General features: G+C 62.8%; 15 protein-coding genes and 1 pseudogene. 10 read left to right on the plus strand and 6 right to left on the minus strand.

Annotated elements, in window-relative coordinates:
- Positions 1–65: 65 nt before the first annotated feature.
- The gene (fxsT, locus tag IPZ69_RS07580) at positions 66–2,504 is read right to left on the minus strand and encodes an FxSxx-COOH system tetratricopeptide repeat protein (RefSeq protein ID WP_235453224.1); all 2,439 of its coding nucleotides are present in this window, start codon (positions 2,502–2,504) and stop codon (positions 66–68) included.
- 799 nt (positions 2,505–3,303) lie between these two features.
- On the opposite strand from fxsT, the pseudogene IPZ69_RS07585 reads away from it, so the two are divergent.
- The 3 genes and pseudogenes from IPZ69_RS07585 to IPZ69_RS07595 all read left to right on the plus strand — a co-directional run.
- Positions 3,304–3,636, plus strand: a pseudogene (locus IPZ69_RS07585) (transposase); the annotation flags it as partial.
- 380 nt (positions 3,637–4,016) lie between these two features.
- Positions 4,017–4,595 (plus strand): DUF6082 family protein, encoded by a 579-nt coding sequence (locus tag IPZ69_RS07590; RefSeq protein ID WP_235453225.1) that lies wholly within the window; start codon positions 4,017–4,019, stop codon positions 4,593–4,595.
- A gap of 815 nt (positions 4,596–5,410) precedes the next feature.
- Positions 5,411–7,471, plus strand: coding sequence for a restriction endonuclease (locus IPZ69_RS07595; protein WP_235453226.1), 2,061 nt, complete (start codon positions 5,411–5,413; stop codon positions 7,469–7,471).
- A 548-nt stretch (positions 7,472–8,019) separates the two neighbouring features.
- Here the strand turns inward: IPZ69_RS07595 and IPZ69_RS07600 are convergent.
- The 3 genes from IPZ69_RS07600 to IPZ69_RS07610 form a co-directional block, all read right to left on the minus strand.
- Positions 8,020–8,436 (minus strand): hypothetical protein, encoded by a 417-nt coding sequence (locus IPZ69_RS07600; protein WP_235453227.1) that lies wholly within the window; start codon positions 8,434–8,436, stop codon positions 8,020–8,022.
- Positions 8,433–9,005: a hypothetical protein gene (locus IPZ69_RS07605; protein ID WP_235453228.1), complete on the minus strand. Its 573-nt coding sequence runs from the start codon at positions 9,003–9,005 to the stop codon at positions 8,433–8,435. Before IPZ69_RS07605 ends, IPZ69_RS07600 begins: the two co-directional genes overlap by 4 nt.
- Before the next feature lie 475 nt (positions 9,006–9,480).
- Entirely contained in the window at positions 9,481–13,266 is a 3,786-nt protein-coding gene (locus tag IPZ69_RS07610) for an NACHT domain-containing protein (protein WP_235453229.1), read from the minus strand.
- Positions 13,267–13,891: 625 nt separating this feature from the next.
- Here IPZ69_RS07610 and IPZ69_RS07615 point away from each other — a divergent pair.
- Together IPZ69_RS07615 and IPZ69_RS07620 are read left to right on the plus strand one after the other, a co-directional pair.
- Positions 13,892–14,152, plus strand: a complete 261-nt coding sequence (locus IPZ69_RS07615) for an Imm32 family immunity protein (protein WP_235453230.1) — start codon at positions 13,892–13,894, stop codon at positions 14,150–14,152.
- Between the two features lie 344 nt (positions 14,153–14,496).
- On the plus strand, positions 14,497–15,411 hold the full coding sequence (locus IPZ69_RS07620; RefSeq protein ID WP_235453231.1) for an aminoglycoside phosphotransferase family protein: 915 nt from the start codon (positions 14,497–14,499) through the stop codon (positions 15,409–15,411).
- Positions 15,412–15,414: 3 nt separating this feature from the next.
- Here the strand turns inward: IPZ69_RS07620 and IPZ69_RS07625 are convergent, their stop codons facing one another.
- Positions 15,415–16,791: a sporulation protein gene (locus tag IPZ69_RS07625; RefSeq protein ID WP_235453232.1), complete on the minus strand. Its 1,377-nt coding sequence runs from the start codon at positions 16,789–16,791 to the stop codon at positions 15,415–15,417.
- A 207-nt stretch (positions 16,792–16,998) separates the two neighbouring features.
- On the opposite strand from IPZ69_RS07625, the gene IPZ69_RS07630 reads away from it, so the two are divergent.
- Positions 16,999–17,553, plus strand: a complete 555-nt coding sequence (locus IPZ69_RS07630) for an ATP-binding protein (RefSeq protein ID WP_235453233.1) — start codon at positions 16,999–17,001, stop codon at positions 17,551–17,553.
- A gap of 322 nt (positions 17,554–17,875) precedes the next feature.
- Positions 17,876–18,169 carry a hypothetical protein gene (locus tag IPZ69_RS07635; RefSeq protein ID WP_235453234.1) on the plus strand — a complete coding sequence of 98 codons (294 nt, stop codon included), beginning with the start codon at positions 17,876–17,878 and terminating at the stop codon, positions 18,167–18,169.
- Positions 18,170–18,537: 368 nt separating this feature from the next.
- Here IPZ69_RS07635 and IPZ69_RS07640 read toward each other — a convergent pair whose 3' ends face one another.
- Positions 18,538–19,317: a GntR family transcriptional regulator gene (locus IPZ69_RS07640; RefSeq protein ID WP_235453235.1), complete on the minus strand. Its 780-nt coding sequence runs from the start codon at positions 19,315–19,317 to the stop codon at positions 18,538–18,540.
- 164 nt (positions 19,318–19,481) lie between these two features.
- Between IPZ69_RS07640 and IPZ69_RS07645 the strand changes: the two genes are divergently transcribed.
- The 3 genes from IPZ69_RS07645 to IPZ69_RS07655 are packed head-to-tail and all read left to right on the plus strand — an operon-like array spanning position 19,482 to position 21,327.
- The gene (locus IPZ69_RS07645) at positions 19,482–19,832 is read left to right on the plus strand and encodes an SCO3933 family regulatory protein (RefSeq protein WP_235453236.1); all 351 of its coding nucleotides are present in this window, start codon (positions 19,482–19,484) and stop codon (positions 19,830–19,832) included.
- The gene (locus tag IPZ69_RS07650) at positions 19,832–21,133 is read left to right on the plus strand and encodes an FtsK/SpoIIIE domain-containing protein (RefSeq protein WP_235453237.1); all 1,302 of its coding nucleotides are present in this window, start codon (positions 19,832–19,834) and stop codon (positions 21,131–21,133) included. Before IPZ69_RS07645 ends, IPZ69_RS07650 begins: the two co-directional genes overlap by 1 nt.
- On the plus strand, positions 21,130–21,327 hold the full coding sequence (locus IPZ69_RS07655) for a hypothetical protein (protein ID WP_235453238.1): 198 nt from the start codon (positions 21,130–21,132) through the stop codon (positions 21,325–21,327). The genes IPZ69_RS07650 and IPZ69_RS07655 overlap by 4 nt, the downstream gene beginning before the upstream one ends.
- The last annotated feature ends 118 nt before the right edge of the window (positions 21,328–21,445 follow it).

Genomic DNA, 21,445 nt, shown 5'->3' on the forward strand with positions numbered 1-21,445 from the left:
AGTCGATACTCGCGCCCAGAGCAGACGCGATGCTGTTCACCTTGCTGTGGCAGCCCTGAACGAGTTCATCCAAGTGGCCCGTGCAGTCTCTTGGCGTCTTGGTAGGCGCGGCCGAGGTTGCTTCGGCGGGTCAGGGTGTCGGGGTGGTCGGTGCCGAGGATGCGTTCGCTGTCGGCGAGGTTGGACTCGAACAGGGCGATGGCCTGCTTGAGGTTTTTGGCGCCCTGGTAGGCGGTTGCGAGGTTGTTGCAGTAGATCAGGGTGTTGGGGTGGTCGGTGCCGAGGATGCGTTCGCTGTCGGCGAGGTTGGACTCCAACAGGGGGATGGCGCGCTTGAGGTCACCCGCGGCCTGGTAGACGGAGGCGAGGTTGTTGCGGCTGATCAGGGTGTTGGGGTGGTCGGTGCCGAGGATGCGTTCGCTGTCGGCGAGGACGGACTCGAACAGGGCGATGGCGCGCTTGAGGTCACCCGCGGCCTGGTAGACGGAGGCGAGGTTGCCTCGGCGGGTCAGGGTGTCGGGATGGTCGGTGCCGAGGATGCGTTCGCTGTCGGCGAGGACGGACTCCAACAGAGGGATGACGCGCTTGAGGTCACCCGCGGCCTGGTAGACGGAGGCGAGGTTGTTGCGGCTGGTCAGGGTGTCGGGGTGGTCGGTGCCGAGGATGCGTTCGCTGTCGGCGAGGTTGGACTCCAACAGGGGAATGGCGCGCTTGAGGTCACCCGCGGCCTGGTAGACGGAGGCGAGGTTGTTGCGGCGGGTGAGGGTGTTGGGGTGGTCGGTGCCGAGGATGCGTTCGCTGTCGGCGAGGACGGACTCCGACAGGGGAATGGCGCGTCTGAGGTCCCCGGCGTCCAGGTATGCGGTTGCGAGGTTGTTGCGGCGGGTGAGGGTGTCAGGGTGGTCGGTGCCGAGGATGCGTTCGCTGTCGGCGAGGACGGACTCCGACAGGGGAATGGCGCGTCTGAGGTCCCCCGCGGCCTGGTAGACGGCCGCGAGGTTGGTGCCGCTGGTCAGGGTGGTGCGGTGTCTCTTTCCGAGCAGGCGTTCGTGAATTTGGGCTGCTCGGCTTCCAGCGGCTGTGCCGCGGGCCAGTGCTCCCTGTTCGAGGTGGAATTGGGACGCTTTCGCCAGAAGCCGAGCGGTGGCGGCTGTTTCCGATTCCGGCGGGGTGTGATCGGTGTGGGCGATGACATGGGGCAGCAAGGCATGCCATGTCGGCCAGGCGCCGGGGTCGTCGGCGTCTACAGGAAGGCGGGAGTACAGGGCGTTCGCTGCTACTTGTTGTGCGCTGGTGATGTCTTTGGCGCGACGGTGGTGATCCTTGGGATCGGGTGTCCGGGCGAGGGCTTGGACCAGCCGGTGCACGGTGATGATGCCGTCCTGTTCGCTGATCATGTTGTAGGCGGCCAGCCTGCCAATCGCGGTGTTCAGCGCCTGCGGGTCAGCGAGTTGCTCCATATGGGAGCGGGCGAGCTTGAGAAGCCGGAGACGTCGGCCAGTGACCTCCTTTGCGGCTTGAGACCGTAGCTGTGCGGCCGGCTTGCGTATGAGAGATGGATAGGCGAGGTCGTCGAGGAGGTTGCGGGGGATACCATCGGGCGCGTACCAGGCCAGTGCTCGTAGTACCTCTCCCGCCAGCGGGGTGTCCTTGAGCCGGTCGAGGGTGATGCTCCAGATCCGGGCGATCGTGCGGTCCACGTCTCCGCCCTCTGCGGTCGTGGCGAACATCTCGGCTGGCTTGCTGGTGAGCAGGTCCAGGTAGGCGCGGGGAGACACGCCGGTCTCGGCGCAGTACGAGGCTGCCTGCTCCACTGCAAGGGGCAGGAAGCCTACCTCCGCGCACACCTCGGCGGCACCGGTGCTGTCCCGTTGCTTCTCGTGAGTGAGGATGCCGGTGAACAACTCCACCGCTTCTGCTTCTTCCAGGACGTCCAAGGGGACAGTGGAGGACAACTGGTGCCAGCCGGTGGCACGGCGACTGGTGATGAGGAAGCGTCCACCGTGTCCGGCCCGCTCAATGACCGGACGGACATGCTGAGGGTCGTCGACGTTGTCCAGCACGATCAGCCAGTTCCGATGAGTAGCGAGCCACGACAGGGCCCATCCTCGTAGATCGTCGGCTCCCATCTCCATGCTCGTGAGAACGGGATGAAGAGCGACTGCGAAGTCCGCCAGCCCGGCGTCCAGGGTGGCGGGTGACTCAGCGGTGATCCACCATTGCGGGGAACTCCGTGATCGCGTCCTGGCCCAGTATGCGGCGAGCGTGGACTTACCGACACCTCCCAGGCCGTGAAGAGCCTGTACGACCACTTCTCCCGATGTGGCGAACGCCGTATCCAGCGCGTCAAGTTGGCGATCACGCCCGACGAACCCGTGCGGCCGCGGCACATTGCTCAGACCGGCCTGCGCCTTCACCCTCGGTGCGCTCTTTAGTGCTCCCGTGGGCAACACCATGTTGTGGGTGTGAAAAGACGTGGCGCGCTTGACATCACGGCCCGCCACGATCGAGCCCTTGTCGGCCGACAGACCCGGTGTCCCACCCCCGCGCTTTGTTCGGCTCGGTTTCCGGCGTCCCACTACGAACCTCGCCGAGCCTCGGAATCCCGGACGTCACCGTCTGCCGCGATCGACCCACCGTCAGCCAGCGGTCCGATGCCTCTTCGCGGCGGAGACGGCGAACCGGACGGAGCGGAACCCGAACCAGTGTCGATAGCCTTCGAACCACGCACACTCCCACGCGAGGCGATCGACCCACCACGCGCGACAGGTGGGGGCCCATTCACAGGCTGCTGCTGCAGATGACCCACCACCGCCAGCACGAACCCGGCCACCGTGAAAAACAGACTCAGCACGCTGCTCAACTGATCTGCCCGATCCAGCCCCAACAGGGCGAAGAACACAATCAGAGCGACCAGGCCGACAGCAGCCCCCACCCAGCGCAATACCTGCCACAACGTCATGCAGACATGATTCCGAAACCATCACGCCCGCAAGCCCGTTTTCAGGCAACTGATGTGCAACAGAACACATGCATCCACGCTGTGCCCCAATGATCCAGAGTCTGCATCGCCATCAACGCTGAGTCGACACCATCAACAGGTCTGTGAGCACAGCTTAACGTGGATCAAACCGTCATTCCCGATATGAGTGAGCGGTTCTTGACTATATGGGTCATTCTGGTGTCGCCTGACGGTGTGGACGGAGACGGAACGTGCTGGTCCAATGCCGGTGGCCTGCTGGGATCGGTGGGGCGAGTGAACGCAAGCCGTACCAGAGCGACTTGACGGACGAGTAATGGGCGTTGATCGAGCCGGTGCTCACGGCCTGGAAGAACCAGCACCGTTCCGTCAGCGGCCACCAGGGCCGCTACTCGATGCGGGAGATCGTGAACTCGATCCTCTACCAGTCCCGGACCGGCTGCCAGTGGGCTCTCCTGCCGAACGACCTGCCACCGAAGAGCGCGACGTACTACTACTTCGCCGCCTGGCGGGACGACGGCACCGACCAGCAGATCCATGAACTCCTGCGCTGCCAGGTGCGGGAGAGGAACCGGCGATGAGAGGACCCGACCCTGGTGATCCTGGATACCCAGAGTGTCCGGGCGGCCACCGGGGTCCCCGCGGCCACGACGGGCAATCTCCCGCCCGTGGACTCCTGCGCGGCCTCGCGCTGCCATCAGCAGTATCTTTCGGACGCCAAAATCCGAACGGGCAACGCGGGCTCAGGGAGCGATAGCCAAGTTAGATCACCTGTTCGAAACGAATCAGGGAGCCTCCCACTCGACTGGTGCAGCTCCGGCTGTCCTGTGCCATCGGATCTTGAGCGGGTGCCGTAGGGAAGTTTGGGCAGTGCCGACCGGACACTGCTCACCTGCCCAATTGATGGGCTGCCTGCCAGTTGCCACCATGTTCGGATTGGCCAGCGACTCACAGTGGGGGAATCATGCTCAGTCTTCGGGGAAGGCCGTCTCAGAAAGGCCGAACATTTGTGGTCGTCTCCTGCGCCTTGTCCACCTTGGGGCTCATCCTCGGGACCCCGTTCATCCTGAACGTGCTTGCCCCAGATGATCTGGACTGGGGGCGGCTGAGCAACGTCAGTCAGTCCTACGGTGCGCTGTCCGTGCTCTTTTCTGCAGCTGCACTGGCCGGAGTGGCTGCCTCGCTGTGGTACCAGGCTCGACAGACTCAGATAGCCCAGGAAGCCGCGCGGCGCGATGCGCATCGAGAGCTGATCGTCCTGGCGCTCGGCGACCCGTCGCTCCTTCCGTGCTGGGAGCCGCCGCATACGCGAATGACGGCCATCCGGAGGAAGCAGATCCTTTTCGCCAACCTCATCGTTACCAACTGGGAGTCCGACTTCAGGCTCGGGAACCTAGACGAGGCCGCGCTCCGGGACATGTTCGACGGCCACTTCCGCGGTGAGATCGCACGCGAGCACTGGGTGACCGGCGGTCGTGGGTGGGGGCTCTCGGCCGACCTTTCCGCGGACCCGATGCGGCGCCAGTTTGTCGAGATTGCTGGCGAACGCTACGCGCTCGCCGTCGCCGACGGCCCTCCGGTCGCTGCTGCTGAGTACTTCGAGACTGCTCCGTAGTGAGGCCTGTCCGCTGGAGATCCGCTGAGCTTCAGTGCGAGCCAATCAAACTCCGGTGGCAGAGGCTCAAGGTTCGATGGCACGGGACATCGGCACTCCCGAGATCGGCGCACACGCAGTGTGTCGACGCCGCTCTCCTACCGTGTGCAAGCGGGACCGTATGACGTGGATCATCAAGCAGCGTTCACAGACCTGTGCCGCCCTGTACCCCATGGGTGATGCCGCCAGTTGTGCCCGGATTGCCGGTCAGGGACGCAGGTGGGCCAGGAGTTCTGCGCCGGCGGGTATTCCTGCTTTTGACAGGACCATCAAGCCGGTAGCCCCGTCCCGAAAGGTCTGTGAGCGAGGCTTGACATGGATCAAGTCGCCGTTCCTATGGATGATCCAGGCGCACGGCAGACACCACGACGGGGCAGGGGACCGTGCAGCCCGAGTGCTCTCTCAGGAACGATCACTCCTGGAACGAACTCCTTGATCCCTCCGTTCCCGACCCCGACGAGCCCAACGAACTGCGGGTGGGCACTCCTGAGGGACGACGGTTTGATCCATGTCAAGCGGCGCTCACAGACCTTGCTGCGACTGGTGAACCCGGCGGGATCAACGCTGGAAAGGGCGACTGCATGGGCGCTGCGACCCGGAGCGGTGATCGCTACCCTTCAGTTACGCTGACCTGCGGGGATGGCCTGAGAGTGCTGCCTTTGCCGAGTGGATATGCGAGACGGCGATTGCTGGATAGAGTCGTCTCGTTACAGCTGGTTGTGGGGACAACCAAGCTGCCTTTCGGCTGCCACCGTCCTGGGGAGGGCCTGCAGCACATGAGTCGTCGCTCTACCGGTCTTGTTGGTGTCTGGGCAGAAATGCAACGACAGCAGCAGCGCCAGCTGGAAGCCGAGGCCAGACGGCGGAGACAAGAGGAGCAGCAGGCCCGGGCCTACCAGCGCCGAGCCGCGCAGAGCCACCGCGAATATCGTCAGGCAGAAGCCCAACGTCGCACCGAAGAGCTGGACTCTCAGGTGGTGTCACTCCAAAGCTTTCTCGCTGCCGGGAGCCAGGCACCAGCCTTCACAGCGGCCGCACTGATGCGGACCGAGGAGGTTCAGCCCTTCTCGCCGGGAGCGTTGGCCTACCCCGTGCCCATGCCACGCCCGGATCAGTACCAGGCACAGGGTGGCTGGACTGCGAGCCGCCGCGCGCAAGCTCAGGCAGAAGCGCAGGCGCGTTTCGAACGGGACTGGCAGGCTGCACAGACCGCAGAGACTCAGCGCCAGCAGCAGCTTGCTGCATCTCAGAGGGAGTACGAGCAGTGGGCCGGCACCCAGCTGGCGGAGGTTCGCAGACACAATGCCGGCGTTCGCGAGGTGACCGAGGGGGTCAGACGCAAAGACCCGGAATCGGTGGTCGAGTTCTTCTCCGCCGCTCTCTACTCGTCGACCGCATGGCCTGAGGACTTCCCTCGACAGGTGTCTGCGGCCTACGACTCAGCAGCGCGGCAGCTGGTCCTCGATTGGGAGCTCCCCGGGTACGGCGTGGTCCCCGAAGCGAAGTCCGTGCGGTATGTGTCCTCCCTCGACCAGGACAAGGAGTCCCCTCGCCCGGTGGGCCAGCGTCGGGCCTTGTACCGAGAGGTCGTCGCGCAGTGCGTGCTTCTCGTCCTGCATGAGCTCTTCGCCGCAGACGCGCAGGGGGCACTTGAGTCCGTGGCCTTCAACGGGTTTGTGGATGAACACGACCCTACGACCGGCCGACGCGGCCGCATCGTCCTCACGACTGTCATGGCGTCGCGGTCGTCGTTCCGTGATCTGCACCTGGCGCAGGTGGACGCGGTCAGTTGCCTGACCGACGGACTGCGAGGGCAGCTTTCGGCACGGCCGGACCAGCTCACCCCAGTACGACCGAGCCGCCGGCCGCGAGACGTCGGCAACCGCGTTGTCGCTCATGGCAGCGACGAGGAACCGGACCTGTACGACATGGATCCGATCGCATTCGAGAACCTCGTGGCCGACCTCTTCCGAGCCATGGGGATGCAGGCGGTGACCACCCAGCGCTCCAACGACGGCGGTGTGGACGTCGACGCGCTGGACCCGACCCCGATTCGCGGCGGCAAGATCGTCGTGCAGGTGAAGCGCTACCGCAACACAGTGCCGCCCACCGCTGTGCGTGACTTGTACGGAACCGTGCAGGATGCCGGCGCCAACAAGGGCGTCCTCGTGACAACGTCAGGGTTCGGCCCGGGCTCACGCACCTTCGCCAACGGCAAACCGCTGGAACTGATCTCAGGAACGGAGCTCGTAGACCTACTGCACCGTCATGGACTGCGTGGGCGACTGGGCGAAGGAAGCCGCCCCACCACGGTGCAACAGACCCCGACAGGCCCGGACACGCCACTGCCCGCCGACTACAACATTCTGGGCATGTCATGGACCGGAAGCGTCGCCTTGGACGTTTGCGCTCTCGTCTGCCACGGCAACCGCGTCCTCAGCGATGATCATTTCGTCTTCTTCAACAACCATCAGACACCCGAGGGCATGGTGCGGGCCCTACCTCCTACTGCACCTGACAAGGCCGCGATCTGCGTCGCCTTCGACGGATTGCCAGAGGCTGCCGACCGATTCGTACTCGTGGCCGCCATCGACCCAGAGATCAACCCGGACGCGGACCTCTCCGGCTTCACGGACGCGAGCATCCGGCTTCTCGATCCAAGGATGACCGAACTGGGACGGCTTGAGGTCTCCGACGGCCGGCCCCGCGAGACCGCCTTGGTACTCGGTTCCTTCCGCCGAAGGCCCAACGGCGACTGGGACTTCGTCCTCGGCGGCAAGGGCTACATGGGCGGCCTGGAGGAACTCGTCGTGGACTACGGCGTCGAAGTGGAGTAGATCATCCGCACTTGAGTTAAGTCTGTGAACGTCGCTTGATGATCCACGTCCAGCCACGCTCGCAGCCGACTTCTTGATCCTTGGGATGTCCTGGCCCCGCGCGCAACACCTCGGTGAAAGTAACCCCTTGCCTCGCGCCCCGACCTTCACACCGACCTTCACACCGACCTTCACACCAGCTGAGTTGCAACTTTCCCTACTGGTTCAAGGCGGCTCGCTCCGCTCACCGCGCGCGGCCCGGCCCCCGGCCGGGCCTGCGCTCCTATCTCCGCCCCGCTCCAGCCCGGCCGGCGCCCATGCCGCGCACAGCAATCAGCCACCTGATGCCAGAGGGGGGTACGTCGTGGCTGGGGCGGTCGGCTCCACGGCTTTACGGAGCCACTTTGGCGCGAGCCTCGAAGACCATGGCCCCAACGTCGTGCTTTACCGGGCAGGTCCACAGACTGCCCGACGCGCCGGAAGCTTACGGGGCCATGATCACCCGCGCCAAAGCAGCGCCACCCCAAAGCCGCTCCACCGACCTATCCTCCGCTTCCCGAAGGTAGCGATTACGCACTTTTCAGTTCGGCAACCCTCGCCTCCAGCCGTGCGACCTTTCCACCGATGCGACGCACGAATAGCCACACCATAACTTCCACGCAGAGCAGGAGAAGATAATACAGAAAGAGCGCGCCGCGAGGGATGTTAACCTCTTTGCCTGGCGATATTGAGCCCACAATTTGAATGAACGCGGGGAGCAGCAATATCAAGATCGCTGCAACCCCCACAGCAAGGCAAACGAAACCGATCCTACACCGGCGATACTTACTCGCAATCGCTTCCAGCACCGGGTAGTCAGGCGGATGAGGAGAGTCCCCCACCTTTTCATAATAGGCCCACAATGCGGAAAACGAGATCGCCAAGATTGCCACTACGGCGCTGACCACCCCAAACAAGCCGCCCGATATCAGGCTATCTACTTTCATTTCTTCGGCCTAGGCTTTGGCGTGACCTCAACTACGCCGCAAATAAAACGGTAAGAACCATCGGGAAGTAGCACATATCCTCCTCGCCCCGAGTTGCGCAAAGGAGGCTGCCCGCCCAAGCTGATCTGTTCCTGGATCCACTTTCGAACCATCGAGGACGACAAGGGGATTTCCCAGGCTTGCGTCTTTTCCGGCAGCCATCGAACTCGGGAATCTCTAAATGCAGCCCTGACGGATCCCACAATCTTGTCGAGCATCTCAATGTCAAAACGCGCTGCAGTTGTCTCAATGAGCCTCCTGGCTGACGAAGGCGGGATCTTGAACAGTGCCGTTACTACAATCTCAGCATTATCAGCGTCCAATTCTTTCAAAATCGATCGAACTCGATTTTGGCGCTGCTCAGTCATCGTTGAGGCTGGGGGTACTATACCGGCCGCCTGCTCTAGCGCCTCTTTGGCCACAATCTCAGCGATGAGTTTCGCGAGCCTAGACGCATCAATCTGCGATCCCAGGACCTTCTGCAGTCGATCCACTTCGCTTTGGCCGAACGATGGAATGTCTATCCTCATGCCCTCAGTGAGCCGTACCGCTCTCGATACCGCACTTTGTATTAGGCAACTCGAGTGAATGCGGCATGGCAAGTAGCCGCCGTAGGCCGGAAGGTTCAGTGATGCCGCAGCCGAGGAGGGAGTGCGAGCTGCGAGCTGACATGCACGGATGACATCAACAGCTCCGGGCGGGGGCACCCAACGCACGGCCCTGCGAGCTCACCCTAACTACGTGGTGGTCTCGCGGAGCCGCACTCGGATTGAACTGGCTTACGCCAACCACTGCGATAGCTCAGCAGCAGGCAGCATGATCGATAAAGCGACCTCAGGTCCGGCCGCGTAGATCAGTTGTTGCTATGCAGCATCTGGGCCTGCCATGCACCAGCGTCGCACCCTCACGTCTTCGGGCGAGAGGGCAAGGGCTGTCCTGCTGCCTACAATGGCCGGCGCTTGCCGCACTCATTGAGACTCCACTGACGTATCATGAGGGTTCCCCTCACTGAGCGAACCATTTCTCTCGGTTCGCTGTACGAAGAACAGGCCTACTCTTCTTAGCAGTGGAGCGCAAGATTGTCTCGGCCGAACGCATAACGATATCCGCTGTCAACTGCCCCGGCTGAACGAGCTGCATACATACGGGTCGAAGCATTCTCTTGTCGGCCGCCGATGAGGGAGAGGGCAAGTCACCTTGAGTCAAAACCTCGGGCAAATAAAACTTCTTCACAGCCCGGAAGAACTCGTCCTCGCTAATATGACTTGCTGCCAGTCTTTGCCAGGCGTACGAGATCAGCCGACCTGCCAGTTCCGGAGCCATGTCTTGAGTGGCGCGTTTACTCAACACTCGGTCCTTAGCAGCCCCAGCCGGGAATCTCTGGAAGAAAATAGACAGCATGCGCGAGGAAAGATTGACTGACCGAAACCATGAGGCCGGACAACGCACTTCCTCTCGCAGGCGGTCTCGCATTACGAAACGACTTTTCTCCGCTAGCCGGAACAAGCGGTTGAATGATGCCTGCGAGACCGCATTCAAGCAGGCTTCGAACTGCACCCAGATTTCGCTGAGAGTGGTAGCACTAGCCCAGCAATAGGCAGCAGACAGCCATCGCTCACGCGTTTCAGCAGTACTTGCCAGCTCAAGCTGACCTAGCCACCAATCAGCCTGCTTCGATTTCCGTTTTGCATATCGAATGCAGTCACACGAAGAATGCTCTTGGGAGAACAACCCGTCAACCCCAACTACACGTTCATCATTCGCCTTTACGTGACCTGACATCAATGAAATCAGCCAGGTGTTCCACGTCGGGCCGAATTCCCGCTCCATGTGCTCGACGTAGAAGCGCCACGCGTCTAGGTTCTCTTGAAGTGAATCAGGGTTTCTACTAACCACGAATTCGGCAATCTCAAACAGAGAAGCAGTGCAGGACTGGTCCTGGATCTGTTCACGGCGGGGTAGCTGCACGAAAACCCCAGGGGACATGCTTTGCAGCGCATACGACCACAGAGCTGTAGAAGTAATACCGAGAACTCGAGAGAGTGGTGAATCATCAGAGCTGGTGGAGTACTGGTTCGGGCTGTTGAGTACAGCTAGTACCACTTCTCGCTCTCGCGCGTCAGGTACCGTGGGGCCCGCCCAGGGGGAATTCAGTGAAGCAGCGAGCAGCTCGGAATCCTCATCAGAAGAGAAGGTACTTGGAGCAATATCAGCTTTCTGTAGTCGCATCCATCTAGCGATGTCGAGGAGCTTCATCCTCTCACTGATTCTGGCTGATCGATACTCCTCTTGCCACCGATCTCGCAAGGAATCCCGCATGTCTACTTGCTTGCCTAGAACGTGTGCCAGCGCCCTTACATCTTCTACCTGAGCAGCTGAAAAAAGTCGACTAACCTTCGTCTCCACCAAGTACTTACTGCCGATTTTTTTCGACAGAGCCAAATCGAATGAAATAGCTTGCCACGGCGACCTACCAAGTTGCACATCCGCCAGGTAGCTAGAGCGGATGCCATAATCATCGAATACCTTATCGATGACCTTTTCCGTTGCTAGGTTCGACTGAGAAAATACCCAGTCCTGCAAGAGCGCCAGCGCTAGCGCACGAGGGTAGTAGTTTCCTTGCATTTCCGGTGCATCACAGAGAGAGCAAACACGTTCAGCTAGATCAAGAAGTTCGCCCTGCGTAAAGCAACCAGCAAAAAATCGAGTTACGTTCATCCAATAAGGATTACGGGCGATGCCATCAAATCGGTCAGGCTTCGTACCGTGGCCAACACTGGTGGCCGGCACGTAGGGAGCCGTATCGTAGAGGTATCTCGCGGCAAAATATTCACGAAGTGGCTGAACTTCGAATTCGTACGTGCCCTCAACACGCGATACGAGAGCCACAACCCTTTCAACTACTCCGGTAAGAAGTGAGTCTAGTGCCCCCTCGGCCTCTTTATGCCGGACTAGGTACTCTTTTACGACTCGTGTCAGTTCTTCTTGCGTGATCCGCCCTGTGGTGCGGCTACTCTCAGCCTGTGAGTGCATGTAATACGCAAGATGCTGGTGGAGGTTGACGAGCAGAACCCGATGCTCCCGCACCACAGCGCTCTTCTCAACTTCTCGATTAAAGAAACTATCGATATAGGCGTCATAGAGCTCTGTACGCTTGTCAGGAAGACTTGATCCCCGATGGTAAATGAGACTCAGCAAAATGGATAGTTGCATGGTGTTCTTTGCCAACTCAGCCATATGTGGAGCCGACAGCTTTTGATCAAGAGTGTTCCCGATATCTTCGATATCGGCCTTTCGTAGCTTTCTGGCTTTTCCCCATTTTTGTGCGTACGTCGAGGCGAGCCCTGTCGGGATCGGAGCAAGTGAAAGGTACTCAAATAGATTGTGCGGAAAAGACGGAGCCCCGGCGACCGCAGTAGGTCTACTTGTAACCAAAACCTTCAGATTTTCAGCGCCCTGGCGGAGACGAGCTACCCCTGCCACCACTTCTTCGACGACAGCCCGTCTATCGTCCATGTCCGCAACTTCATCGAGTGCATCAAGAATCAACAGGACTGGACGCGCTTGGATCACAAAGGCCAAATCGGCAACGTTGAAAGAGAATCCACCGGAGTACTTTTCTACGTGTCCTGCTACGGCGCCTTCGAGGGTACTCGGCTTCGCATGGGTGGTGTTAGGGGCACCGGCCCAAGGATCTACTCCTTTAATCCAGGAGGCTAGATCTCGTAGTTCAATCTTCAGTGGAAGCATGACCGCAGTCCCCTCATGTTCAGCAGGGACCCGCTTCAGGTCTTCTTTACGATCAAGGATACGAAGCCTTTGCAGTTGGGCTAGATACTGCGAAAGCGTCGTTTTTCCCTGTCCCGGTGCCCCCTCAAGTACAATGAATGGGTAGTTATCATTGAAGCGGGAATCTAGGAGAAGTTCCGCTGCACCGATTGACACTCCAGGACGGTTAAGGTAATTGAGAGAAAAGCCGCTCGCCACCTTTCTGCCAGGCTCGAAGTATCCAAACTCGACAAGGCGCTGCAATTCTAGGAGGTTTTCCCGTTCCTCAAGACTGCCGATGCCCTTTTGGCTTTTCCGCATCACATGGTCTACGTAACCCTTGAAGACGCCGGAAAGTTGTCCTTCCCCTGCCCCTCGGGGAAGTGCAGGAACATCGATAAAAAGATCCAAGAGCGAGCTAGGGAGCAGCTCCGCCTGCTTGAATCGGATGGTTGAATCTTGCTCCGCTTGATGCGCGAAGTAAGCACTCAAGGCCATCTTCCGACGCGCCGTTTCTTCTTTATTGCCAAGATTTTCCCACAGGAGCCGCAACATGTCGGCTCCGGATAGCAATGTGGGATACTTCAGCTTGAGGTCAAAGTTGCTATCCAGGCGACGGTCGAGATCATCTCGCCACCAACAATATGCCTCGATAGGGATATTTTTATCCAAGTACTCATTGACCTGATCGATGGCGCCCGAATCAAGGTTTGAGGTGGGAAATGCGTTGGTGATAAGTACGTAACGTGAGGCTCCGCGATCTTTGAGTCGCTTGATCTTTTCTTTTTCTCCTTCTAGCGAGTCAATAATCCATTTTGCCGGTTTCTTGATGGCGCTCGGATTGTGCGAATACTTCACTTGAAATACGGTTTCAAGGCGTCCCTCTGCCCGAGAGGTAGCATCACGGCCGCCATCAGCCTTACCTACGGGGAAACACTGAACGTTTTCGTACTCAGTCAGAAGAAGGGACTGGCACAGCATCTGAAATCGCTGGTCCAAAAGAGTTTCGTAGTTGTAGTCCACGAGCGCGCTTCCTCTGACGGGTCGACTTGCGCTGATCGTAGCGTCAGACGCCGCTCAGTGATGGGTCAATCACTGATCTCGTCATGCACGCGGCCGTCTGGCCACCGATGCGTCTTAAGACACCCAAGCTTCCCCTGCGCAGAGCGTGGGGGGCGCGCATCGAGCGGCTGTGCAGCCCTGAGTACGTCGTCCGCCAGGCAAGCTAGCAAGGGGGACTGACAACGGGACGGCGGCAGGGAGTTGCGGTACAGCAACGAAGTACAGCAACCCCAGCAACTGGCAGCACCCCGCACTGGCCGTCATGGGCCTCCGGGCAACCTGTATGACCTCCACTGACCGATCTCTGTAGAGCTACGGATCAAAAGGTTGCACCCGGTAGAGACAGTTCGGGCCTCGTGCCAGGCCGTCTCAGTTTCCGTCTCATTCAGCCACGTTCACCGCCGTACAGACGGGTCCATCGGCAGCGACCGCACCGGCACTCATCCGCCCATGAACGCAGGTGAACGGCCACGGCCGCACCCTGCCTCCCCGCCAACAAACTTGGAAAGCGTGCGCCCTCGGTGCCTGACGGTCCCTGAGTACGCGATGCTTAGGTATGGCCCCAGAACCTAGCGCCGCACCGTCGATGACCACTCAGCTGAGTGCGGTGACCGACGGAACCACCAGAGTCTTCACCTGGGAGGAAGACGCACGCATCGAGGTCCGCGACCTCGGCCGAGAGATCGCCATCGAAGCCAACGCCGCCGGGCTGAAGACCCTGGCCGGCCATCTCCTCACACTCGCCCAGGACGGCACACCGGATGGCGCTCACCTCCACCTGGAGGAGCACGACGGACTCGAAGGGGGCTCCGCAAGCCTGGTCTTGGAAAGGTGCGACGACGAATGACTCGTGCCAGATCGTGCGGGGAGCCACGGGGAACAGCGGGCAACCCGTCCACCGTCCACCAAGCGTCTACATCTCTCCGCCGCAGTTCAGGATCGGAGCCAGCCCTAGATGCCCTTAGCTTCCCAAGCTGATGGCTCGCATCGCTATGCAGTTGGGCGGTCGAAGGCCGCAGATCTCTCCGAGGCTTTCGGGGCTGGGGCAGGCGTCGCAGCGGTCGAGTTGATCCGCTCTCGCACCGTGCCGCCAGACCTCTGTACGGTCAGTGGAGTGTCTGGCGCACGTGGGTTGGTCACCCGTAGGCGTGCGCTGGTTGATCGCGCGCGACTAGGGGAGCTGGTACGGGCATGGCGGTTGACGCTGCTCGGTCGGAAGAGGGGTTCACGTCGGCGAGGGCTGCGCGGGTGATGAGTGCCGCGTGTCGGTTGGCCGGTCTGGATGACGGAGGGGCGGAGCTGATCCGCCTAGGGGAGAACGCTCTGTTTCGTCTGGCATCAGCACCGGTGATCGTGCGTGTGGCCCGCGGGGAGGAGTGGCTACCCAAGGCTCGGGTTGAGGTGGGCGTGTCGCGGTGGCTGGCCAGCGAGGACTTTCCTGCCGCTCGCCTGGTCGATGGCTTGGAGCAGCCGTTCTTGGTCGAGGGTCATCCGGTTACGTTTTGGCGTCTCATCGTCGAGGGCGGCCGCAAGGCGACCTACGGGGAACTGGGCGGCGTCCTGCGTGACCTGCACTCCATGGCGTTACCGGATGGACTTGAGTTGCCTTCGTTCAATCCCTTCGACAAGCAAGAACTGCGGGTCAGCCGCGCCGTGATCCCGGAAGACGACAAGCTCTTCCTCCGTAAGCGGTGGCAGGAACTGCGCGATCAGTACGAGGCGTTGGAGTTCGTGACGCACAAGGGGCCAGTGCACGGTGATGCTCATGTGCAGAACCTCATGGTGAACGACCAGGATGAAGTGATCCTGATCGACTTCGAGGCATTCTGCTTCGATCACCCCGAATGGGACTTGATGGTCACGGCCACAGAGCATCACAGCCTTGGGTGGCAGACGGAAGCGCAGTACAGAGACTTCGTGCGTGCGTACGGCCGGGACCTGTACGACTGGTACGGATACGACACGCTTCGCAGGCTGCAAGAGTTCGGCATGACGACCTGGCTCATGCAGAACGTGCAGGAAGACCAGGAAACAGAAGCCGAGTACCGCCGGCGCATCGCTGGGTTGCGCAACGATGACGCGCCTCGAGACTGGCGGCCCTGGTAGCTACTAGTCGTCGTCTTCGTCCAGGCGGGCGAGCGCGTCGTGCACCTTCTCCTGGAAGGCGGCCACGGCGGGGTCCGTCGTATGGACGCTCACCTCGTTCTGGAAGTCGGTCACGTAGCGCTGAAAGCGGGTGGACTGGAGGGAGTCTCCGCCGTCGACTGCGAGGCTCGCGGTGGTGACGGCAGCTTCCAACTCACCGTTCAGTAGCTGGCTTTGGGCGAGCACCATTCGGCAGAACCCGAGTGTTCGGGCGTACTTTGGGTCTGTACTGTCGACGGCTCGCTGGGCTTGCTCAACCGCCTCTCGGCGCATCTTTAAGTCGCGGAAACAATGGCAGAGTTCGCCCATGAGTTCGGCTTCATCGAAGTAGCTGAGCCATGCCGGGTCTTCGGCGGTGTCGGCGCGTTCGAAGTGGCGTTCCGCCTCGTTCATGACGCGGCCTGCTCCGATTGGGTCGCCTGCGTTGGACAGAGCGCGGGCTTCCATGGCCGAGTAGTTCGCCATGGCGCGTGGGGTGGCTCGGCCTTTGGCTCCCTCGACTGCGGCGCGGGACAGTTGGATGGCCTGGGCGTGGTTGCCGAGGTAGTTGGCCTGGTGGCTGAGGTTGCCGAGGATGCGCGCGCCGAACATACGGTCGTCGATGACCTGGGACAGGCGCAGTGTGGACATGAGGTAGCGATGGGCGAGCCTGTGGTTTCCGGCGTCGTAGGCCGTCCACGCGAGCAGCTGGGAGACTTCGGCGGCGGCGCCGTATAACGCGGTGCCGACCTTTTCGCTGTAGCTCGCGCCCAGGAGGGGCAGTACTTCGTGGCGGAAGTAGTGGCGTAGGGCCTTGTGGCCGTGGCCTCCGCCGTACTTGAAGTCGAGTGCCATGAACGTTCCGGCGGCATCTCTGATCGCGCGGACGTCACGGATGCCGACGCGTTGGTGAGCGGGCCTGTCCTGTTGGATGCCGTCAGGTCGGGAGATCATCCATGACAGGACGGCGGAACTCAGATCGGCGTCGGCGATGGTCAGTTGGTCCGGTGCGGGGACGTCGGCACGTTCCTGGGCGAGTCCGTCAAGCATGGACAGGACATCGGGAACCATACGCGGGTATCCGACCGGCTCGGGTGCAGTCGAGTTGGTGTGATCGAAGAACCCGAGATCGCCCGGCGTGATGCGGCGTCCGAGTTTGACCGAGAGGACGGCAGCCATGATCGCCGATGTCTGAGGCTTGATGCCGGCTCCGTCGCGCCATCGCTTTACGGCAATGTGCGTGGTCCCGAGGTCGATGCCGCGCTCGGCGGCCTCGTCCGTCATGCGCTTGGCCAGCCCCTTGTTGGAGACCTGCGCTTCGTCCATGACAGCGATCAACTGCGCGTTCGGCTCTCGGCTCATGCTCCCCTGCCAACCCGAGAATGACGGCGAGTGTTCATCTTGTCACAGCAGTATCGCTCTGGGGGGTTCATTGCTGAACCCCCTTTGCCTTTGCCCGTGTTCATCTGAACCCCTGGGTGAACGCTCCCGGCCTAGCCTCCCGCGTCGTTCACTGGTCTGCACAGATCAACGGGCGTTAGAGCCCGTCAGCGGCCAGGAGGGAACGCGGTGGAAGCGCAGCAGAGCAAACACGCAGCGAACGCCTCGACGGTGGGTGCTCATCATCGCTCGATCCACGACCCGGCGAACGGACACTTCCGCTCGCTGACTGTCTACGCCGAGTCGCCAGACTGCGCCAAAGCCGCTCGGGACATGGTCGGTTGCTATCTGCAAACCTGGGGTCTGGCACACGCAGTCGATGCCGTGCAGCTCGTCGTGTCGGAGCTGGTTGGCAACGTCGTGCATCACGCGGTTCCGGACAACCACCTGGCGCAGCCCGGCGCCGGACGTCGCATCGATGTCTGCCTGATGACGTGGCCGGAGGTGCTGGTCCTCGGCGTTTCGGATGAGGACTCCACGCCTCCCGATCTTCCGCCGGGTGACTTCGTTTCACCTGAGCTGACGGGCGACTTTGTCGAAGCGCTGGTGCCGGATCGGGGCCGCGGGCTGCTCATCGCTCAGCGTCTGGCCGAGTCGGTGTGGTGGTCCTCCGGAGTGAGGGGCGGCAAGACCGTGTGGTCCCGTTTCGATCTCGACCAGCTGAGAGCCGACTACTCGGCCTGACGGACGCCGGGGCGTCGCCCTGCTGAGCTCCCTCGCGATCGGGAGCGGCGGCTCCCCGGCCACTGGTCGGAGCTTGACCACTCCGGCCGATAGGGCGCGGCCCCTTCCCTGGAGCCTCGCACTCCTCCTTGGTGAGGGGCCGCGCTTCACAACCCCATACCGAGACCGGGCCACCCCATCTGCCCTGGAAAGCGAAGGGTGGCCCGGCTGGGAACACGGCGGTTCCCGGTGCCTGATGGTACCGGGGCCGTCGTGCTGCGTTCTGGCCCTGGTCCAAGGAAGTTGATGACCCGTTACTTAGATCAGGGCAGAGGTGGACAAGGTGACTGGCTCCGGTGAGGACTGGCTGAACGACGGTCTCGACATGGCGGGCTCGGACTCCGGTCTCTGGGTGTCCGGCGTTGACTACATCGCGGGGTGGCGCGAGGCACATGAGGCTGCTGATCGGCTGAACCGGGCCCTCCTGGCCGTGGGCTTCGAGCTGTCCGCCGTGCGGGCCGTTGCCTCCGCGGACGAAGGCGGGCGTGGGGTCGTGCGACTGGCGGGCCGGACCGGTGCGGTCGAGCGGCTCACCCGGCTCCTGGAGGGCAGCCGTGGTCACGGTGGTGCAGCGTGAGGGGTCTTCTTGCTGGTATTCGGCTGCCTGGCTCAACTCCTGCCGTGCCCGATGCCTCAGCCATAGACAGTCAGCCACGACGATGCCATGTGACGAACGGGCTGGCGCGCGTATGTCTCGCTCAGGCACCCACCGGCGGCAACCACGCTTCGCCGTTCTGGATCGTCGGGGCCGGTACCGCCCGAGTCTCGGCACCGATGGTTGGTCAGTGCCTTGACTCGTTGGGCGTGCTGCGGTCGGGGGCGCTGGCCGTCCGGACGGGACCGGCGGTCACGCCGCACGCCCGGCCGGGGCGGCCGGGCGTCCCGGCGCGCCGCAGGCGCGCCCTTGAGGAAGTGAAGGCGGTTTCGACCGATGCCCGTTGCTGCTCAGGCGCGGGTGCGTCGCGTGGGCTCTTTGTCGGCGGTGATCCGGTAGGCGAGTTCGGCACGGTCCGCGCCGAAGCGGAGCTCTTCGAGGATCAGGGGGCGGTCGTCGCTGCCGTGCGCGACGCGGAAGACATGCAGGACCGGGGTCGCGTCCGGGAGCTGGAGCGTGGTTCGTTCGTCGGGCAGAGGCATGCGGGCTCGTACCGTCTCGGTCCAGGACAGTTTCTGTCCGTCCTGGGTGAGCAGCCGGTAGATCGCGGCTGGGCGCTTGCAGGGCTCCTCGGCGAGCAGGGGGACGGTTTCGGCGACCTCGAAGGGGATCAGGGTGCGGTGCATGGCCCGCGTCCCGGTGGTCGGGTCGACGAGCAGTCGGTCGCACCCGAACAGTGCCTCCTCCTCGGCGAGTTGGAGGAGTCGGCCGGTGGCCTTGGTGGTGCGGGTGCGGTAGGTGCTGGGCTCCTCGGCCTCTTGCCAGATGTCGCCGTTGGGCATGACGAAGCGGCCGTCGGTGGTGCGGCTGATGCGGCGCTCGATGGTGAGGGCGGGCTGTCCGTCGGAGCGTACGAAGCTGCCTTTGCCGTGGCGGACGTCGATGAGCCCTTCCGCGCGCAGGGCCGCGATGGCGTTGCGGACGGTGGGGCGCGATACCCCGTAACGCGTCATGAGCTGGGCCTCGGACGGAAGCAGGGAGTCGGGCGCGAACTCGCCGGACAGGATCGCTTCGCGGATCGCGGCGGCCACCTGCTGGTAGAGGGCTCCGGGGCGCTGGATCTCTGACATCTCGGCATCTCCGGGTGAGGTCGTAGGCACGTCGCACGCGCGACATCACTCGTCAGCATAAGTAGTTGCATCCCCGTCGTACAGGACTTCATAGTCATAACTCGTTAGGACAAGTGACGTCAGGTCGAGTCTGACGTCGTGAGTGGCCAAGGAGGCCAAAGAACATGCAGTCCATTCCCGTGGACACGGCGCGCCTGGGCGTACTGCGGTGCGCCATCGCGCCCGAAGCGAAGATCACCAACTCCGAGACACAGGAGGTGAAGAGGGACCGGGACGGCAACCCGGTCTGGACCGTCGCCGTCACCGTCCGCCAGGACGGCCGGCGCATCTCTGTCATCGAGATCGCCGTCAGCGGCCAGCCCAAGGGCATCGAAGAGGGGCAGATCGTCAAGGTCACCGGCCTGACGGCGTTCATGTGGTCGATGGGCGACCGGCACGGCGTCAGCTTCCGCGCCGACGCGATCACACCCGTACACGGCGGCCCGGCGGCGCACGCGAAGGGCGGTGACGCGTGATGGGGCCGATCCTGCTCGCCTTCGCGCTCGCCGTACTGGCCTGGCTGCTCGTCCTCGGTGACCTGGTGCGCCGGCACCGTCCGGCCTGGCACTGGTACCTGATCGGCTACCCGGCCACCACGTTCCGGGTGCTGGTGACCTGGCGAAAGGTCGCGCTGCTCAACGACCTCACCGTCTCCCACCGCCCGTCGCGTGGGCTGCTCGGGGACCTGGTCGTCAAGGGCGATCCGCTGCGGCCGGTGACTCCGCGGCTGTCCTTCCCCAGGGCGAACCGCCTTGGCCTGACCGTGGCTGTGCGCCTGCACGCGGGTCAGACTCCGGCGACGTACATGAAGGCGGCGGACGCGCTGGTGCACGCGTGGAAGGTCCACGCGGTCCGGGTCACCTCACCGGAACGTGGGTTCGTGTTGCTGACTGCCACGGCGACGGATCCGCTTCAGCGGCCGGGCTTAGCCACGGCTCCTGCCGAACTTCTCTCGGCGCTCATCGGTGTTCTGGAGAGCGGCGGGGCCTGGGTGATGAACCTGCGGCTCGTGCCGCACTGGCTCATCGCCGGGGCCACCCGCTCGGGTAAGTCCACCCTGCTGGCCCGGCTGATCACCCAACTCGCGACGCAGCGGGTCGCTCTGGTCGGCATCGACTGCAAGGGCGGCATGGAACTCGGCCTGTTCGCGGGGAGGTTGAGCGCGCTGGCCACCTGCCGCAGGGAAGCGGTCGCCGTGCTCTCGGCCCTGGTCGTCGACATGCAGGACCGGATGAGCGCGTGCCGGTCGGCCGGAGTCCGCTCGATCTGGGAGCTCCCGGACAAGCTGCGGCCGGTACCGGTCGTCGTGATCGTCGACGAGATCGCGGAACTGTACCTCGCCGACGGCACCCGCGAAGGCAAGGCAGAGGCGGAGCAGTGCTCGACGCTCCTGCTCCGCCTGGCGCAGCTCGGTGCCGCGCTCGGCATCCACCTGGTCGTCGCCGGCCAGCGAGTCGGCTCCGACCTCGGCGCCGGCGTCACCGCCCTGCGGGCCCAACTCGGCGGCCGCATCTGCCACCGCGTCAACGACCCCGGCACCGCCGAAATGGCCTTGGGTGATCTGAACAAGGACGCCGTGGCTGTCGCCCAGTCGATCACGGCGCAGGAACGCGGCGTGGCCGTGTGCACCGGGCCGGACGGCGGTTGGAGCCGCGCTCGCTCCCACCTCACCTCCACGGATGAGGCCGTGGCGATCACGAGGAAGTACGCGGGGATGACCCCGAACCTGCCCGCAGTCGGCGCCGCCCTCGCGGCCCTGGAAGGAGACGGCAAGTGATCAGCACCGGTACGGCCGTGTCCCTCGTGGTGGTCTTCGGGATCATCACCTTCCTCCTCGTCCGCTCCCGCGACGTACGCACCTGGGAAGCGGCCTGCATCGCCCTCTTCGGCATGTACCTCGGCCAGACCCCGGTCAGCCTCACGATCAACGGCTTCATGACCTGGGTCCTCAGCGGCTTCGCCCACTTCTGATCCGGAAGGACGCACGGCTATGCCTATGCCTCGCGTGAGGTGCCCGCACTGCAAGGGCGACGGAGCCCGCAAGACCTGGACCGGCCGCGTTAGGCGCTGCCGTGTCTGCCGGGGCACC

Origin of the sequence: Streptomyces olivochromogenes, from assembly GCF_021538895.1 — a bacterium.
Taxonomy (GTDB): domain Bacteria; phylum Actinomycetota; class Actinomycetes; order Streptomycetales; family Streptomycetaceae; genus Streptomyces; species Streptomyces olivochromogenes_A.

What these genes read in the sequence shown, in the direction of transcription:
- IPZ69_RS07625 (WP_235453232.1), bottom strand. Translation starts at nt 16,791, where the DNA reads ATGAGCCGAGAGCCGAACGCGCAGTTGATCGCTGTCATGGACGAAGCG.
- IPZ69_RS07645 (WP_235453236.1), top strand. Translation starts at nt 19,482, where the DNA reads ATGCAGTCCATTCCCGTGGACACGGCGCGCCTGGGCGTACTGCGGTGC.
- IPZ69_RS07620 (WP_235453231.1), top strand. Translation starts at nt 14,497, where the DNA reads ATGGCGGTTGACGCTGCTCGGTCGGAAGAGGGGTTCACGTCGGCGAGG.
- IPZ69_RS07615 (WP_235453230.1), top strand. Translation starts at nt 13,892, where the DNA reads ATGACCACTCAGCTGAGTGCGGTGACCGACGGAACCACCAGAGTCTTC.
- IPZ69_RS07600 (WP_235453227.1), bottom strand. Translation starts at nt 8,436, where the DNA reads ATGAAAGTAGATAGCCTGATATCGGGCGGCTTGTTTGGGGTGGTCAGC.
- IPZ69_RS07650 (WP_235453237.1), top strand. Translation starts at nt 19,832, where the DNA reads ATGGGGCCGATCCTGCTCGCCTTCGCGCTCGCCGTACTGGCCTGGCTG.
- IPZ69_RS07595 (WP_235453226.1), top strand. Translation starts at nt 5,411, where the DNA reads ATGAGTCGTCGCTCTACCGGTCTTGTTGGTGTCTGGGCAGAAATGCAA.
- IPZ69_RS07605 (WP_235453228.1), bottom strand. Translation starts at nt 9,005, where the DNA reads ATGAGGATAGACATTCCATCGTTCGGCCAAAGCGAAGTGGATCGACTG.
- IPZ69_RS07640 (WP_235453235.1), bottom strand. Translation starts at nt 19,317, where the DNA reads ATGTCAGAGATCCAGCGCCCCGGAGCCCTCTACCAGCAGGTGGCCGCC.